Source organism: Spirosoma sp. 48-14 (assembly GCF_001898575.1).
Lineage (GTDB): Bacteria > Bacteroidota > Bacteroidia > Cytophagales > Spirosomataceae > Spirosoma.
This window is the reverse complement of sequence record NZ_MKUD01000010.1, coordinates 226,120-243,170: the sequence shown is the minus strand read 5'-3', so window position 1 is coordinate 243,170 and position 17,051 is coordinate 226,120. Positions and strand designations below refer to the sequence as shown.

Genomic DNA, 17,051 nt, shown 5'->3' with positions numbered 1-17,051 from the left:
GTCATTGATTTAATTCAACCTGTAGGTATTTCCCAGGCTGATCTGGATTAGGAATAAACCAGGCAGGATTACCCTGCCGATCCCGCCCTAGTCTGGCACCAGGTGCCGGTGGTGTATTTCTGTTATGAGTTATCCCAACTGTTTCTGAACTGATTGTGCTTATTCGATCGGCTTTAAAAATGCCGACCTCGATCAATTCCTGTATACTATCGGTAAAACATTTAATGATCGCATCGATTTCCTGCTCTGTATGCGCTTCTGTTAGAAAACAGGGAAAGCCATCCCAAATGTGAATGCCTTTATCACGCATCAATGTAAACAACAATTCACCGTATGCTACCTCTTCTTTAAACTTAACTTTCCATAATGAACCAAAGTTAACAACAAAAAGGGGAAGTTTCCAGCTTTCCAGAACAGCATTCAGTTCGTCGGCTAGCCGGGTTGTTTTACGAGTCAACTGCTGATGCAACATCGGGCCTTCTGCTTTCATGTACGCTAATGATGCTTTGGCAGCCGCTAAAGCCAACGGATGGCGAACAAAGGTTCCGGCAAAATAGGTAACCCCAACCTCCGGCACCGACGCATCACCATACTGCCAGAACCCGCCATCCAGCGCATCCATAAAGGCTCGCTTACCAGCAATTACGCCAATCGGTAAGCCAGCACCGACTACTTTACCATACGTAGCCAGATCGGCTTTAATACCGAAAAGGGCCTGAGTGCCACCCGGATGGGCCCGAAAACCGGTAATGACTTCATCGAAAATCAGGGCGGTACCGGATTTCTCCGTAATACTCCGTACCTGTTTCAGAAATTCAATCGGTACAAACTCGGGCCGACGGCTTTGAACCGGCTCAACCAGTACAGCCGCTAACTCATGGGCACGCTCACGAATGATTTTCAAACTCTCGTCGGTCCCATACTCCAGAATGAGCATATTCTGGACCGCTTCGGGCATGATGCCCGGAGCAGCCGGGAATGACTTCAGTTTTTTGGTGCCTCTCACCAGAACTTCATCAACAATACCGTGGTAAGATCCCGAAAAAGCAACGATGAGCGATCGCCCTGTTACCGTTCGGGCTATACGCATGGCCCCCAGGACCGCTTCGGAGCCAGTATTACAAAGCGCCGAGCGATCCGTTTTGGTCAGTTCACAAATAAGCCGGGTTACCTCACCTGCCAGTTCATGCTGAGGGCCGACTTCAAAACCGGCTTCGATCTGATCGTGCAACACCTGTTTAAGCCAGTCAGGCTGGTAGCCGAACATATTCGAGCCGAACCCGTTCAACGCATCGATGTACTCATTCCCATCAATATCCCATACTCTGCTACCCGCCGATCGGTTAACCACTAATGGATAAACAATTTCTTTGGTAAGTGGCCGAAAACCAGTGACCACACGTGGGTCGGCCATATGTGCCCGATTTTGCTGGGCATAGGCTTTACTTTTGGCCGTTTTGAGGGTATACTGTTCCGTAAACTGCGCCAGAAACTGCCGCTGTTTCGGAGTAAGTTCCGAAGCCTGCCGTTCAATTCGGGCCGTTGCGCCGAATGGTTTCTTCAGTTCAGCTTTTTCCTCTGGTGTCAGGTCAGGGGCGTCCGTAATTGAACTTCCATTCTTTGCCACGTTTCCATTAACCGGCATTGGCTGGGGCGTTGGCGCAACAACAGGTTGAGGGGCTGGTGTATTTCCTGCTTGTAGTAGTTCAATCTGTTTGGCAAGCAGTTGCAGTTGCTGGGCAATAATATCCAGTGCAGGGTTGGGCTGCTGAGTCCCATAGTGACCATTCACCGTGACAGGCGATACCGGAATAGCAACTGGAGTCGGCGCAACAGGCTGTGGTTCGGGAGGCAATTGCTGGTCAATAAAGTCGGCCAACAGTTCAGGAGACGTATACGTACTGGTTAACTGACGGAAGGTAATGGGCAAGCCAAATTCTTTTTTCAGGGTTAGTGCCACCTGGGTCAGCAACAGAGAATCCAAGCCGATTTCCAGAAAACTGGTGTCGGGCGTAACGCCATCCATTTCAATACCGGATGCCTCTTCCAGCAGTTGATTGATCCGGCTGATCAATGTATCTTTTCTCATAGTTTTTGGTGTGGTTATCGGCAATACAACGGTCGACCGATCGGGCAAATCTGCAACAGGCCGCTGATCAACAGGCACATTACCAACTAAACCGACATGTTTATTAGTATATAAAGAGGGATTTTCCGGCCGGATTTCCACCGGATCGAGCCAGCAGTGCTTTTTATCAAACGCGTAGCTGGGCGCACTAATCTTTACTCGTTTCTGGTCTTTATAAAAGGCCTTCCAGTCAGGCTCCAAGCCATTTTGGTATAATTGCCCGAGAGTAGTCAGTAATGACTGGAAGGCTGCTGGCTGTTCGGGCAGATTGGCTAATCCGGCCAGCACTGGAATTGTCTTTTTACCAACCTGCTGCCGGGCCAGCGTCGCCGTTACATGCCCAGGGCCGACTTCAAACAGTATTGGATTATCTAGGGTTATTATCGTATCCAGCGCATCGGCAAATTGTACGGTCGCACGCAGATGATTCGCCCAATACATAGGATCAGTAGCCTGAGCATCCGTAAGCCAAGTCCCACTTACCGTCGATACAATCGGTTTTTTAGGCCGATTTAGCGAAATCGTCCCTACGACGCTGCCAAATTCACCCACAATGGGCTCCATCATACTGGAATGAAACGCATGACTCGTTGCCAGTGGCTGATTGGGAATTTCCTGTTCGTCCAATAACCGGGCAAAATCAGCGATATCTTCATCTGGCCCTGCTACCACACACAGTGTATGGCTATTTATGGCGGCCATGGAAATCGTTTCGGGCATCATCCCGGCAATTAGGCCAGCAGGTTTACGAACCGATAACATACTACCACGTGGGCGTTCGCTCACCATACGTCCACGCATAGCAATAAGCATGAGCGCGTCTGCCAACGAAAAGATACCTGATAAATGGGCGGCTACAAACTCACCGATACTATGCCCACAAAATACTGACGGTTCGATCCCCCAACTCATCCATAATTGGGCTAGTGCATATTCGGTCACAAACAGGGCAGGTTGCGTATAACGCGTATTTCGAAGCCGTTGCTCAGCCTCCATATCCATCGATTCAGGGTACATCACCCGACGAATATCAAGGTCAAGATAGGGGGCCAGCAAGTTCGCGCAGGTATCGATAGCCTCCCGGAATACAGCTTCCGATTCATACAACCATCGTCCCATATTGAGGTATTGTGACCCCTGCCCAGGAAACAGAAAAACCACTTCGTCAGGTCGGTGGACGGCTTTTGAAAGGGAAGACTTAGCCTGCTCGGTCTGCAATTTCTGCTGTAGTTCGGCCCCTGTTGCTGCAACGATAAAGCGTCGATGACCAAAGCTGGCCCGAGTCGTCTGCAAGGTAAAGGCCAGATCAGCTAATGCAGTATCCTCTACTTGTTCGACGGCCTGTGTCAATTTTCGGGTATATGCCTCCAGGCTGCTGGACGATTTAGCTGACCAACTTATCAACTGTACCGGCCGACCTCCAGCGGATTGGGGTCTTTCAACGCCAGATTCTTCCAATATGACATGCACATTGGTTCCCCCAACACCAAATGAACTCACCCCGGCCCGACGAGGCAAATCGCCTTCGGGTTTCCAGTCGACCAATTGCGTATTTACAAAAAATGGCGTACTGGCAAAGTCGATAGCGGGATTGGGTCGGGTAAAATTGATTGATGCCGGGAGTTGCTTATGATACAGCGCAAGTGTCGTTTTGATCAGTCCGGCCACACCAGCCGCTTGGGTCAGATGCCCCATGTTACTTTTGATGGAGCCAATCGCACAAAACTGCCGATCAGCTTGCTCACCAAAGGCCTGTGTCAACCCTTCGATTTCGATTGGATCACCCAAGGGTGTAGCCGTTCCATGCGCTTCCACATAACTGATGGTTGCCGGGTCGATAGCTGCATCGGCTATCGCCATAATGATCGCGCCGGCCTGACCTTCAGAGCTTGGGGCCGTAAAGCTTCCTTTGCCTCCCCCGTCATTATTCACGCCAACCCCTTTAATGACCGCGTAAATTGTGTCGCCATCGCGAAGAGCGGCTTCCCGGCTTTTCAGTAATACAACCCCCGCCCCATCACTAAACACGGTGCCCTGTGCATCGGCATCGAACGATCGACAATGCCCATCCTGGCTTAACATAGCGCCTTCCTGATAGAGGTGCCCACTACTGATCGGTGATGTAATACTAGCTCCCCCAGCCAAAGCTACTTCGCACTGACCATTTCGGATGCTCTGCACAGCCTGCGTAATCGCCAGCAATGAAGTTGAACAGGCAGAATACACACTCACAGCCGGGCCTTTCAGATTGAGCTGGTAAGCGGTTCGGGAAGCTATATAATCTTTCTCGTTCAGGGTCATCACCTGAAACGCACCCACCTGATCGATCAGATCTGTATGCCCTGGTATATTTTTCTGGTAATAGGTGTTATTTCCACAACCTGCAAATACCCCGACCCGACCATCGTAATGGTGAGGCAGATAGCCCGTTTGCTCCAGCGTTTCCCAGGCAATCTCCAGAAAGATTCGTTGCTGTGGGTCCATGAGCTGAGCTACCCTGGGCGATAAGCCAAAGAAGGTTGCATCGAACTGATCGGCTCCGTCAATCACACCCCGTGCCATTACGTAAAGTGGATCAGCTTTCAGACTTGCCGGAATCGATGGGTCCAATTCTTCGTCCGTAAAAAATCGTGTCGTTTCTTTACCCGCTTTGAGGACCTCCCAAAGTTCACCAATCGTACACGCTCCCGGAAAGCGCCCCGCCATGCCAATAATAGCAATGTCCGAATCGTGCATTGATGGAGCCGCGTTTTGGCGCTGATTTTTAGGCAAGCCAATTGCTACTGACGGCTCTTCTTTAGGCTGCAAATAGCTGGCAATACCGGCAACTGTTGGAAATTGATAGAGTTTGGTGATGGGTAGTATGTACTGGCGTTCCTTCAGAAGCGCTACCGTTTTTTGAGCCAATAGAGAATTACCGCCCAGTTCAAAAAAATTATCATCAGAACCTAACTGATCAATTTCTAATAGCTCTTCCCAAACCTGGGCAATGGTCCGTTCAAGAGCAGTCCTAGGTTTACGATATGCCACCATCAACTCGGGCCGTTTCCGTTCCGGGGCTGGCAATTGCTTTTTATCGACCTTACCACTCGTTGTTTTCGGCAATTCATCCAGCCACACGAAAGCGGAGGGCATCATGTAGTCGGGTAGTTTTTGCGCAAGCTGCGACCGAACCTCCGACGGGATCAACTGACCGTTAGCCGAAACCAGATAGGCAACCAGTTGCTTATGTCCGCCCTGAGCTTCACGCGCAACGACCACAGCCTGCCTGATACCCGGTATCTGATTAACCACCACTTCTACTTCGCCCAATTCAACGCGGTGACCACGGATTTTCACCTGATCATCGCGACGCCCCAGAAAATCAATAGTACCATCAGGTAGTAATCGACCCAGGTCCCCCGTACGATAAACCCGTACCGATCCCTGACCGGGCACATCTAATTGAATGAATTTTTCACTCGTCAGACTGGGCTGGTTCAGGTAACCTTCAGCAACACAGTCTCCGCCAAAACATAATTCGCCAGCTTCACCCGTGGGCAGAATAGTCAGGTTATCGTCGACAACAAACAGACGTACATTGTCGATCGGATGGCCGATACCAGGCAATGCGGGCCACGTGGCAGGGTCGCCGGAGAGCGTCAGTTGGGTAACCACATGGCATTCGGTAGGGCCATATTGGTTGAATAAAACACAGGTGGGTAGGGCCGAAAAAAACTGAGCGACCTGCGGGGTAATTTTCAACTGCTCACCGGCTGTCATCACCTCCTGGAGTTGCTTCGGAAAGACCTGCGTGCGAACAGCTGATTCGGCCAGGTACTGTAGCGCGACAAATGGCAGAAACAACCGATTGATTCCCTGTTCATCAATAAACTGGAGTAGTGCGTTGAGATCCAGCCGAAGCGACTCGTCAACCAGAATGAGTGTACCACCCGTTGCCAAAGTGGAAAAAATCTCCTGAAACGAAACATCAAAGCTGAGAGGTGCCAGTTGCAGCGTCTTCGTTCCAGGGCCTGCCTGCGAGTGCTTAGCCTGCCACGTGAGCAGATTCACGAGTGCTGTATGCCCCATGCAGACCCCCTTCGGCTTACCCGTTGAGCCAGATGTATAGAGTACATAGGCCATTCCCCCTTGCAGAACCGTTGCTGATACATCCAGACGTGTATAGTCCGCAATGACCTGGAGCCCTAAGCTCGCAAATCGGGAGTGGTCGGTACCTACCGCCAGACAAGTTTGAAGATGAGCATCGCTGATAATTTGTTGCAAACGCGCATCAGGGTAAGCAGGGTCGAGTGGTAAATAGGCTTTCCCGGCTTTCAAAATAGCCAGCACACCGATCACCATATCCAGATTACGAGTCGTACTGATGCCAATAACCGAAGCCGACGGAGCAACCTGCAGGATCGCCTGACATACCTCGTTGGCACGTTCATTTAGCTGTTGATACGTTAGGGTTTCCCTTCCGAAGATAACGGCTGTGCGCTCCTGGTTCGCCTGAGCGACCTGCTCAACGAGTTGATGAACAAACTGAGGAGTTGGGAAACTCCTGCTTAACATACTATTCTTATGGGCACTCATAACTACTCAGGCAATTTCAGATTCTACGTGTTCTGTAGATAATATGGGAATCAACTACAGACTTAAACCTAAACAGATTATGCGCTTTGCTTAGCAATAGCCATAAAACCAAGGCATTGCAAACATCTTCCACGAGGATTATTGCCTACATGGACTCGTATTGTTCATTACCTGATGCCTACAGCGCATTTCGCTGGGAATAAATCGAGTTTTCCTGAGCGGGCGGCAATGGCTGAATAGCATCAGCCCGACCGGGTACGTCGACATAATCTCCCTCAACCCGGTTCAATACCGTCAGAATTGGTTGATTAGTTACTCGTACGTACATACTCAGCAGTTGTTTCTCGGCCCTTGCCCATGGGCTGTTCGCATCAATTACAAGTAGGGATAAAGCGCTGCTTTTGAGCAGATAAACTGGAATTTGGTTATTAATCAGGGCGGGCAATTCAAGGATAACACGATCAAACTGTGAAGGCTCAAAGCCCTGCGTATAATCAAGCAGGTAGTCAATACCTGTCACATTCATAAAGTCCGGACGAATCGTGTAAGGGAAATAGGTGATCCCCCGCTGCTGCGCACGCTGCTCTTTGCCCGTTACTCGGGGGTAACAGTACGCAATCCGTTGATCGGCATTTTCGTATAGTTGATTCAGGCCGTTTGCCACCCAGGTTTTCCCCTGCTTCGACCGAATACTAAATAGCGTAATGATGGGTGGATACGGCTTGGTAGTATTTTGCGAAACTTCAATGTTGATCGCATTGAAAAGCTGCTCAAACATACTCCGGGAAGCCATTGTTGCTTTTGTGAAAACCTGAGGTTTCCGCACCGTGGGAAATAGGGCCGATACGGGCATACCGATCATTTCTTCGGCCTGTTCGGGCGATTTGATTCGCTTATCCAGCCAGAATCGGAGAGCCGTCAGCAACAGCGCAATAAACAACCCAACGCCGAAACCAATGGCCACCAGTTGCCAACGTTTGGAAGGTTGAGGAAGCAGTGGAAAATCGGGAGCATCCAGAATTTCCAGGGTTCCCCCAATGGCCACGTCCTGACGACGGGTTTTCGACTGATCTACATTCTGCAAGAGGTCGAAGTATTCTTTTTCAGCTACGGCTAAATCCCGATTCAATTGGCGAAGCTGCGAACCCAACGGACCATACTCATTTGTTTTGGCATCGTATTCGTTCATCCGCTTCTTATACAGCTCCAGCCGAGCCGACGACTCTTCGTATTCCAGCGATTTAACCAGTCGATCGTTGGCTATGGTTTGAGCCGGAATCGCATCGGTCGAATTAGTAGCGGCATCGTATTTCTGAGCGCTGATTTTCAGCTCGTCCGATGCTTTGTTGACCATTGCCTGCAACTGATCGATGGTCGCTTTCGACTGTCCGTATGCCTTAGCGTTGGCTAGTTTATTTTCGGCGTCGGCCAGTTTCTTTTGTTTTTCACTTAGATCATTGTTTGCCGAGCGAATGCTTCCCTGCTGCCCCATACGCTGATTGAGCGCATCCAGTGATGCTTTAGCCGCATTTCTCCGCATCAATTCCTGGTTGTATTCTGTTTGCAGTGCTTCGCGGGAGGCCGCTACGTTTTTGGCCTCTTCATCGTAATCCAATACCTGATGATTCTCACTGAAATTACGCAGAGCCGTTTCCGCCTGAGCAAGTTTTTCTTTTGCCTTCTCCAGCTTCGATTCGTAATAGCCAATTACCGAGTTTGTTTCAGATGTTTTGAGCGTTGCGTAACGCTGGTTCAGAAATTCAATCGCGTAGCGTAAGGTACGCTGGGCCACCCCTGGATCGTCCGTTTCGTACTCCATCTGGAGTACATCGTTTGTGTTTTTACGGGGGGTTGCTTTGATATTTTCCCCTAAGTGCTGAATCGAATAATAGGAGTTCGATTTCATCAATAGGCTTTTGATCGGATTATCGTACTGTGATTTGGCCAGACTATCAACCGTCCGTCGTAACAGTGCGGAATCAGCAGCGATAAAAAACAAGTTTTCCCAACCCGGCGTAATGGCCTTGCGTAATTGCTGAAAACCGGCATCGCGCAACACAAGCGTGTCGGGGTGTTGCAGCCTCAAATGGTCGGTCAGCAGACTCACAGCCACCTGAATTAATGTTTCGCGGGAATTAAGTGTGGTAAGAATATTATCTATGGCACTGGCTGACCGATCCTGAAAAGCGCTCTGACGATCAGACAGCAATGAATAGCGTGATACTAACCCAGTATAGAGCGTAGCCTGTGATTTATACACTTTAGGCTGATTTCGGGTAACAATAAAAGCTGTTCCTGCCGCTACAACCGGAATAAGAATGAACCAGAGCAAATGCTGTTTCAGCAGGCGTAAAAATACTTCAATTGTCATACCCTTTCCCTTAATTACGTTTCAAACGCTGAATTGGCATACCCATTAACGCTTCGAAATAGCGTACATTCTTAATGAAATTGCCCTTTGCCTGTTCCGATGCTGTTTTAGCCTGTACGTACCGACTGGTCGTAGCGGCCATCACATCGGCTGTGATTCTTCCTTTCTGAATATCGGCCTCTCCTACACGAAGGGCTGTCAACGAAGCCTGTTCATCAATCAGAAGGATTTTCAACAGTTGCTGCGAGGTTATCATGTCCTGATAGACCCCAATCAAATCGCGCTTTAATTGCAATTCGATAGTTTCTTTCTGAACCACAGCGGCTCTGTAATTGGAATAAGCCTGACGAACCTGATGTTTTCGCCCAAAAAGTTCATAAAGTGGGAGCCGCAGATCTACCCCTACCCGATAGCCATTCGTAATTTGCCCAATTGTTCCCTGACCTGGAAGTTTAGAATCTCCTGATGAAACCAGCAATTGGTTACCCCCTGAATAATTGGCAAAGCCTGATACGTTTTGCAGAATCTGTAACTTTGCTACTTCGTGTGCCTCACTCAATGAGTTAGCCACTTCATTCTGGTACTTTATTAACGGTGAGTGCGATACAGCAATCTTTACCAAATCTTCGAATGGTAATAATTGCCCGGCTACATCCTGATTTATATCAAGATACAACGTATCATCAGCTAGCCCTGATGAAGCTCCAAACGATACCATGCCCCGAACATTACGGTTTTGAGCAAAACATGTTGTTACTGAAAGTAGCCCTATGAGAAAAAATAGACTAACTCGACAACTTATATTTAAACTAAAGTTTACTAAACGGCATGCCATTTTGAAAAAATTTACACGAGTCTATCTCCTCAGAAACCCTACTGATAAGTATACAATTGTCTTATTCCGACAATTTACTATACATTATTTAGCTAATTTTATATCGTTTAATGGATTATCCTTCATTTTACCCACTTAAGTAGGTTGTTTATCTCTTTTGACTCCCTAATTTGGGCTTTGTCACAAACAGGTACTTTGCCCCAACAGGCAGTTTGATTTAAGGTGTCTGGGCATCAGGCGAACCTGTGTGGGGTGTATGCATAAAGCGCTTAAAGGCTTTACGAATATTCAATAATGCCTTTACAAAACTTAACAGCAATACAGGTATAAATAAAAAGTCACGTATACTTACTCGTTTCCAAAGATACACTGGCACTGAGATAATCAAACTGGTACTCATCACCAGCAATAATACCAATGGAATTTGCCAGAGCAATGGGTAAGGCATTAGTAAACCAATCGCGAGGCCTAACAGGAGCAAGCCCAGCAGGAGGATTTTTGGCAGAATTACAGCCTGAATAATCTTAAGGCCACTAGCGATATGCCCCCGCAAAATCTCTCCTATCCCTTTCCAGAAATAGAATTTTACAAATTGCCACTGGGCGGCTATCCATCGGGTACGCTGATTCTGAAATACGGCCCGATGGGCTACTTTCTCATCGAAAATATAGGCATCTTCGAGGTATGCAATTTTACAGCCGCTCAGTACGATGTTGGTTTCCAGCTCCTTATCGTATCCCCCCATCGTATGCTGGGTCGACATGGCCTCTTTCATCAGGCTGGGCTCAAATGCCATTCCCGAACCAATCGTAGCCGATGACAAGCCTAACACCCGGCTCCCTTTCCGAAAAATATGGTTGTTTATTTCTTCGCTGATAGCGTCCAGGATAGCAACACTGGTATTACTATTTTTTGCGACTCGATGTCCCTGAACTGCTCGCCATCCTTGCTCAAAAGCCTTGTTGATTCGACTCAGGAAATCAGGCGCCATATGATTATCGGCATCAGAAACAACAAGTATATCATATTGCTCAAGTGGCAACCTTGATAAAGCAGCATTAATAGCCTTCGCTACCGTGGATACGTCGAAAGAGACTTCGAGTACGGTAACCGGAAATGTAGCTAATCGAGCGAGTGTATGTGGTAAAAATGAATCAGCTATGACGATTAGCTCAAATCGGTCGGTGGGATAATGTTGCTTCAAATTCTCCGTAACCGACTCAATAATAACAGCATCCTCCTTATAAGCTGGTATCAAAACCCCTATCTTCCGAAATGTAACCGTTCCAGATAATGGATCTATATCATCCGCTTTACCTAAGCGACCAGCTATGGCAAATACGGCCCAGTACATTACGTTAAGTACAATATACCCTAAAAAAATGCAATAAATCGCGTAAATAATTGACATATAGTAATTATCGAATCCAATCTGAGCAGCTATCGCTTCAGTGTAGTAAACTAACCTTGGTAAGTTTACTACACCTATTTATGTGACCAGGGCCTATTTTCTATATTTTGGCCAAAACCTGTAGAATATATCGTCTATTAAATTTTCTGTTTACTCCAGGCAGATATGATCAAAATAAATAGTTCTATAAAGGATAGCCCTTTCATTTTAAGACCAGTGATTCGTTACCAAGTCACATAAAACGACGCAACCAAAATGATTTGCGCTCCGTATATATGGGCATGCGCTACATTGTTGTTTTCGCTCAGGCAGAAATTGGCTACGCGGTAGGGTTCGATAACTCCGCCGATGCAGTTGACTTTTTGTATTGGGGTTACGAAGAGTATGACTTACTACCCTATGGCATCTTCGATGTACTCACAGGGGAAGTTTGGCCATACGAACACCGGGGAGAGCGCGTGGTCGATGTCGACGACGAATTAATCAGCCGAACAGCAAAAGACTATTTAAAATCAGCTATTCGGCAAACGAAATAGCCCTGTAGGGAGTATTAGGGGATATATAGACTGGATCACAGGCGAACGTAGTCCAGTCCTTTACACCAAAAAGCCGACCCAATTGGGTCGGCTTTTTTGATCAGGCAAGCAGCTAAACTGCCAGAATATCTTTCTCTTTAGCCACGAACGTCTCGTCGATGCGAGCGATGAAGGCATCCGTTAGTTTCTGAACACGCTCCTCACCTACTTTGACGGCATCTTCCGAAACACCATCTTTCACCAGTTTACGGATGTCTTCGTTAGTGTCTTTACGGATATTGCGAACGTTTACTTTTGCGACCTCGACCTCCTGTTTTACTTTTTTGACAAGATCGCGACGACGCTCTTCTGTGAGTGGTGGAATGTTTAAGCGAATAAGCTCTCCGTCGTTGCTCGGCGATAATCCGAGGTTCGAATTACGGATGGCTTTTTCAACTTCGCCGATCAGTTTTTTCTCGAAAGGCTTGACAGCGATCGTACGTGCATCGGGCGTCGTTACAGAAGCCACCTGATTAAGTGGGGTCATTGCCCCATAGTATTCTACCTGAATACCATCCAACATCTGGGGCGACGCTTTACCAGCGCGGATTTTTGTTAATTCGATGGCCAGGTGTTTGAGGGCCTTTTCCATCGTGTCCTTTGCATCATCGAGAAATAGCTCGATCTCTTCCATATAGTTTTTAATTTTGAATGAGTGAATAGTTGAATGATTGAATATTCGTAGCGATACGTATCTAATCATTCACCTAGTTAATCATTCTATCATTACAGTTTAGTCGTTACAAGTGTACCGACACTGTCGTCGCCCTGAATCAACCGAAGCAGGCTGCCCTGATTGTTCATGTTAAAGACGATGATCGGCAGATTATTTTCCTGACAAAGCGTAAAGGCTGTAAGATCCATCACGCTCAATTTCTTCTCGTAAACGTCATCGAAGGTAATCGTCGTATACCGAACAGCCGTTTTGTCTTTCATTGGATCGGCCGAATAGATGCCATCCACTTTGGTCCCTTTCAGAACAACGTCTGCTTCGACTTCAATGGCTCGTAATGCGGCCGTAGAATCAGTTGTGAAATAAGGATTCCCCGTTCCAGCCCCAAATATAACGACCCGACCTTTTTCGAGATGACGCACAGCCCGGCGACGGACGTAGGGTTCACAAACCTGCTCCATTTTGATCGCCGACATCACACGAGTATACATGCCGTGCTTCTCCAGCGAACTCTGAATAGCCATTGCGTTGATGACTGTTGCCAACATACCCATGTAATCCCCCTGCACCCGGTCGATGCCAGACCGCTCCCCTGAAACGCCCCGAAAGATATTCCCTCCACCAATGACAATAGCGACCTGCACCCCCAGATCAACAATTTGTTTAATTTCTTTGCTGTATTGTTCAAGCACGATTGGGTCAATATTATACCCATTAGGCCCAGCCAATGCCTCCCCACTCAGCTTGAGCAGGATGCGTTTATACTTTGTCTGTGATGTCATGAAGGGAAGTTTTGCGGGCAAAGATAGGAAAAACGGACTAAAGGGAAGAGTAGAGAAAAAGAGAAAAGGTCTGAGATTTTACGGGGCGGCTTCTTTTGCCTGATCCTTTGTTCGTTTTACCATTTCGCCCTTGCTGGCTTTTTATGCCTCCTGCCAAAGCGTCTTTACTCGGTCCATATCCCGTTTCATAGCCGTAAACACTTCATTTTTAGGCATTGATATCTTGGCATTTCCATGTTCAGCGCCACCGATTGGGTACTCTATGTGAAGTGTGATGGGTACGTTTACAGCCTGTTTTTTCAAAAAGGCAAAATAAGTCTTAAAATCAACCATGCCTTCACCAATCGGCACGTCCTGTACCACCCACTTATCCCCTTTTTTCGCCCAGTGAAAATCTTTAAGCGTAATGGCTTTAATCTGTGGCCGGATCAATCGAAGGCCATTTGGCCAGGCAGTACCACCTTCGACCGTAGCATGCCGAATGTCGTATTGCACGCCCATATGCTGCGGATTGGCTTTCCTGAGAATTTCCCATATCTCCCAGATATCTGATCCAACCAGCACCCCGGCATGATTCTGGTAGCAGCCAATCAGGTTCAGGGTTTTATTTAATTCGGCCAGTGCCTGAATTTGATTCTGATAGTGTAGAATGGAATCGGGCAGTGAGCGTTTCTCATCATATTGATACCACGCCATTCGATACGCCTGAAACCCAAGTTTGGCGGCTGTTTTCAGAAGACGCTGATCGGTCGCCTTCGTCGCATCACCAACCGCAGTAGTCATCAGGCGAGGGGGAAGTCCTGCCTTTCGAAGGGCTTCAGCAGCTTTGGGCAAATCCTCTTCCACACGCTCTGGACGCACATGTCCGTCAGGCCGTACGGTCAGGTCTACCCCCGCAAAGCCCATACTGGCGGCTGCATCAGCCATATCCGTGTAATTCAGAAACTGCAGATGTTTCGAGAATATATGGATCGGTGGCACCACGGCGTCTTCGACGGGAACGGTCGTTAACGGTTCCGCAATGGTTTCGGGCCATACCGGCAACATCCCTGCGGCTAAAGCGGTCTGAGTCAGAAAACGGCGACGGGTATAGTGAGTATCCATACCTACTAAATACCCGTTCAGGAAAATTCTACCAATACCTGGCCCTTCTCGACCCGATCGCCTTTGGCTACCCGGATGGTTTTGATACTACCGGCACCAGGTGATTTTAGCACATTTTCCATTTTCATTGCTTCCAGAATCAGCAGGCTATCGCCTTTGTTGATGGCATCGCCCGGCTGTACGTTTATGCCAACGATCAGTCCGGGCATCGGCGCTTTCAACTCATTTACTTTCGTGCTGGCGGCACTACTCATGCCCATTTTTTCGAGTAATAAATCGAAGCGGTCTTTTAGCTGAACCTGATGAATATGACCATTAATTTTCAGAGTTACCGATTTGTCTGTGGTGTTCAGGTCCAGGATTTCGGCATTATAAGAACGATTCTGATGAAGAATATGAAAAGTTCGATCGGATAACTTTGCCAAGTCCCAGGTGAACGGCTCTCCATTCAACAGCGGACTACCTGACATAAAATCAATCGTGAAGGTGGTTTCATCGGGTAGGGCAGCGGTATACATAACAGGGCTTCGTTTTAGTTTCGGAGTTGGCAGACACATTATCATACCAGACACTACAAACATCAAACTTATTTATTCACCAGCCAAATTCCCAGCAGGCAAATACCCATACCCGCAAACTGGACGGCATAAATGGTTTCGCCATCCAGTACACCCCACATCAGCGCCACAATGGGAATCAGATACGTAACCGAAGCCGCAAATAAAGGAGAGGCCAGTTGCACGACCCGGTTGAAGAAAATGGACATCAGCCCGGAGCCGAAAACCCCAAGCGTGGCCAGAGCGGCCAGTGACCAGTTATTTTTCACATCAATAACCCGGCTCAGAAAATCCGTTGGGATAAGCGTAAGCAGGGCAATGGGTCCCGCAAATGCAAACAGCCAGGCTGTCGATACCAACGCTGGCAGATGGCTCAGGTAGCGCCCGATCAGGTTTGTATTCAGACCGTAACAAATGGTAGCCAGAACAACCAGTAGCGCATACCCATTAAACTGAAACGAACCCGTAGCGCTGAAAAATACCAGCAGCAGCGAACCGGCCAACCCTAACAAAATACCCGCTACCTGCCGAATTCGCAGTGGTTGCCCGAATACCAATCCTCCCAGACTCAGGGTAAATAATGGACTAAGCGAATTCAGAGCACCGGCCAGTGAGCTATTTAGATGGGCTCCCGCTTCGGCAAACAGAAATGCAGGGATTACAAAGCCAATAACGCCCGACGCCAGCAAGGCCAGCCAACGATGCTGAACAGCTACCCGAACATCAGACTGACTACTTTGCCTTGTCAGAAACGGAAGAAAGAAAACAAAGGCAAACACCAATCGACCAGCTGCTACCTGTTCGGGCGGAAAAGCACCCAGGCTACGCTTAATCAAAATAAATGAACTGCCCCAAACCAGAGCCAGCGCACCAAGTAATACCCAGGCCATCAATGGCCGTTTCTGCAAACCTACAACAGGTTGTCCGGTAGTCATGTTTTTCTCCTACTACTCACTCCTATTACTAGGCTAAAAGAATCTCTTCTGAATAGTGGTCAGCGATTTCATCCAACACCGCACTGACTCCGCTATAGGAGTCGGTGGTCACTAAACGCATCCGATAAGGTTTGAAGTCGGGCAGTCCTTTGAAATAATTGGCGTAATGACGGCGCATTTCGAAAAGGCCAACGATTTCGCCTTTCCAGCGAATTGAGAAATCCAGATGCTGACGACAAACCGCTACCCGATCGGCAATAGTTGGTGCAGGAAGGTGCTGACCTGTTTTAGCAAAATGCTTTATTTCATTAAAAATCCAGGGATAACCTATACTGGCCCGACCGATCATGACGCCATCGACACCATACCGATTCTTATACTCAATCGCTTTTTCGGGCGAATCGATATCGCCATTGCCAAAGATCGGAATGTGAATTCGGGGGTTATCTTTTATCCGGCCAATAAGGCTCCAGTCGGCTTCGCCCTTATACATCTGCGCCCGGGTTCGCCCATGAATGGTCAGCGCTTTGATACCCACATCCTGCAACCGTTCGGCAACTTCACCAACATTTTTTGTAGAATCGTCCCAGCCCAGTCGGGTTTTTACCGTTACGGGCAGGTGCGTTGCCTTAACAACGGCTTCGGTCATCCGCGCCATTTTAGGAATATCCTGAAGTAGAGCTGCTCCCGCTCCCCGGCAAGCGACATTTTTCACCGGACACCCGTAGTTTATATCGATCAGATCGGGGCTTACCCGACTAGCTATACGAGCACACTCCCCCATTGTTTCAACATCCGACCCAAAAAGCTGTATACCAATAGGACGCTCGTACTCAAATATATCCAGTTTCTGAACGCTCTTGGCGGCATCCCGGATTAAGCCTTCCGATGAAATAAATTCCGTATACATCAGATCGGCTCCATTTGCCTTGCAAACCGCACGAAACGGCGGATCGCTGACATCTTCCATGGGAGCCAGTAGCAACGGAAAATCCGGCAGTTGTATAGTACCAATAGTGACCACTCTGGTATTGATTTATAACATATAATAACAAATTTACGATTTGTAGGCTTATTTGGTTCCGTTATTTGCCAGGCATGG

Annotated in this window: 11 protein-coding genes; 1 reads left to right on the top strand and 10 read right to left on the bottom strand. The window is 48.0% G+C overall.

The genetic code is table 11. The features are described 5' to 3' along the window. Position 1: 1 nt before the first annotated feature. The 4 genes from BGO59_RS09450 to BGO59_RS09435 all read right to left on the bottom strand — a co-directional run bounded on the left by BGO59_RS09450 (position 2) and on the right by BGO59_RS09435 (position 11,323). On the bottom strand, positions 2-6,685 hold the full coding sequence (locus tag BGO59_RS09450; RefSeq protein WP_293683373.1) for a polyketide synthase: 6,684 nt from the start codon (positions 6,683-6,685) through the stop codon (positions 2-4). Between the two features lie 199 nt (positions 6,686-6,884). After that, positions 6,885-9,077, bottom strand: a complete 2,193-nt coding sequence (locus tag BGO59_RS09445) for a lipopolysaccharide biosynthesis protein (protein ID WP_293683372.1) — start codon at positions 9,075-9,077, stop codon at positions 6,885-6,887. Between the two features lie 10 nt (positions 9,078-9,087). Then, positions 9,088-9,795: a TolC family protein gene (locus BGO59_RS09440; RefSeq protein WP_293683371.1), complete on the bottom strand. Its 708-nt coding sequence runs from the start codon at positions 9,793-9,795 to the stop codon at positions 9,088-9,090. 334 nt (positions 9,796-10,129) lie between these two features. Then, entirely contained in the window at positions 10,130-11,323 is a 1,194-nt protein-coding gene (locus BGO59_RS09435; protein ID WP_293683370.1) for a glycosyltransferase family 2 protein, read from the bottom strand. A gap of 281 nt (positions 11,324-11,604) precedes the next feature. On the opposite strand from BGO59_RS09435, the gene BGO59_RS09430 reads away from it, so the two are divergent. Beyond that, complete coding sequence (locus tag BGO59_RS09430; RefSeq protein ID WP_293683369.1) at positions 11,605-11,859, top strand: hypothetical protein; 255 nt, start codon at positions 11,605-11,607, stop codon at positions 11,857-11,859. 112 nt (positions 11,860-11,971) lie between these two features. Here the strand turns inward: BGO59_RS09430 and frr are convergent, their stop codons facing one another. The 6 genes from frr to dusB all read right to left on the bottom strand — a co-directional run bounded on the left by frr (position 11,972) and on the right by dusB (position 16,973). Further along, entirely contained in the window at positions 11,972-12,532 is a 561-nt protein-coding gene (gene frr / locus BGO59_RS09425) for a ribosome recycling factor (RefSeq protein ID WP_080059917.1), read from the bottom strand. A 92-nt stretch (positions 12,533-12,624) separates the two neighbouring features. Beyond that, positions 12,625-13,353: a UMP kinase gene (gene pyrH / locus BGO59_RS09420; RefSeq protein WP_080056135.1), complete on the bottom strand. Its 729-nt coding sequence runs from the start codon at positions 13,351-13,353 to the stop codon at positions 12,625-12,627. A 141-nt stretch (positions 13,354-13,494) separates the two neighbouring features. After that, a complete protein-coding gene (locus tag BGO59_RS09415; protein WP_293683368.1) occupies positions 13,495-14,457 on the bottom strand; it encodes a sugar phosphate isomerase/epimerase in 963 nt (320 codons plus the stop codon). 17 nt (positions 14,458-14,474) lie between these two features. Continuing rightward, entirely contained in the window at positions 14,475-14,975 is a 501-nt protein-coding gene (locus BGO59_RS09410; RefSeq protein WP_293683367.1) for an acetyl-CoA carboxylase biotin carboxyl carrier protein subunit, read from the bottom strand. Positions 14,976-15,043: 68 nt separating this feature from the next. Then, positions 15,044-15,949, bottom strand: a complete 906-nt coding sequence (locus BGO59_RS09405) for a DMT family transporter (RefSeq protein ID WP_293683366.1) — start codon at positions 15,947-15,949, stop codon at positions 15,044-15,046. Positions 15,950-15,977: 28 nt separating this feature from the next. Further along, complete coding sequence (dusB, locus tag BGO59_RS09400; RefSeq protein ID WP_293683365.1) at positions 15,978-16,973, bottom strand: tRNA dihydrouridine synthase DusB; 996 nt, start codon at positions 16,971-16,973, stop codon at positions 15,978-15,980. Between the last annotated feature and the right edge of the window lie 78 nt (positions 16,974-17,051).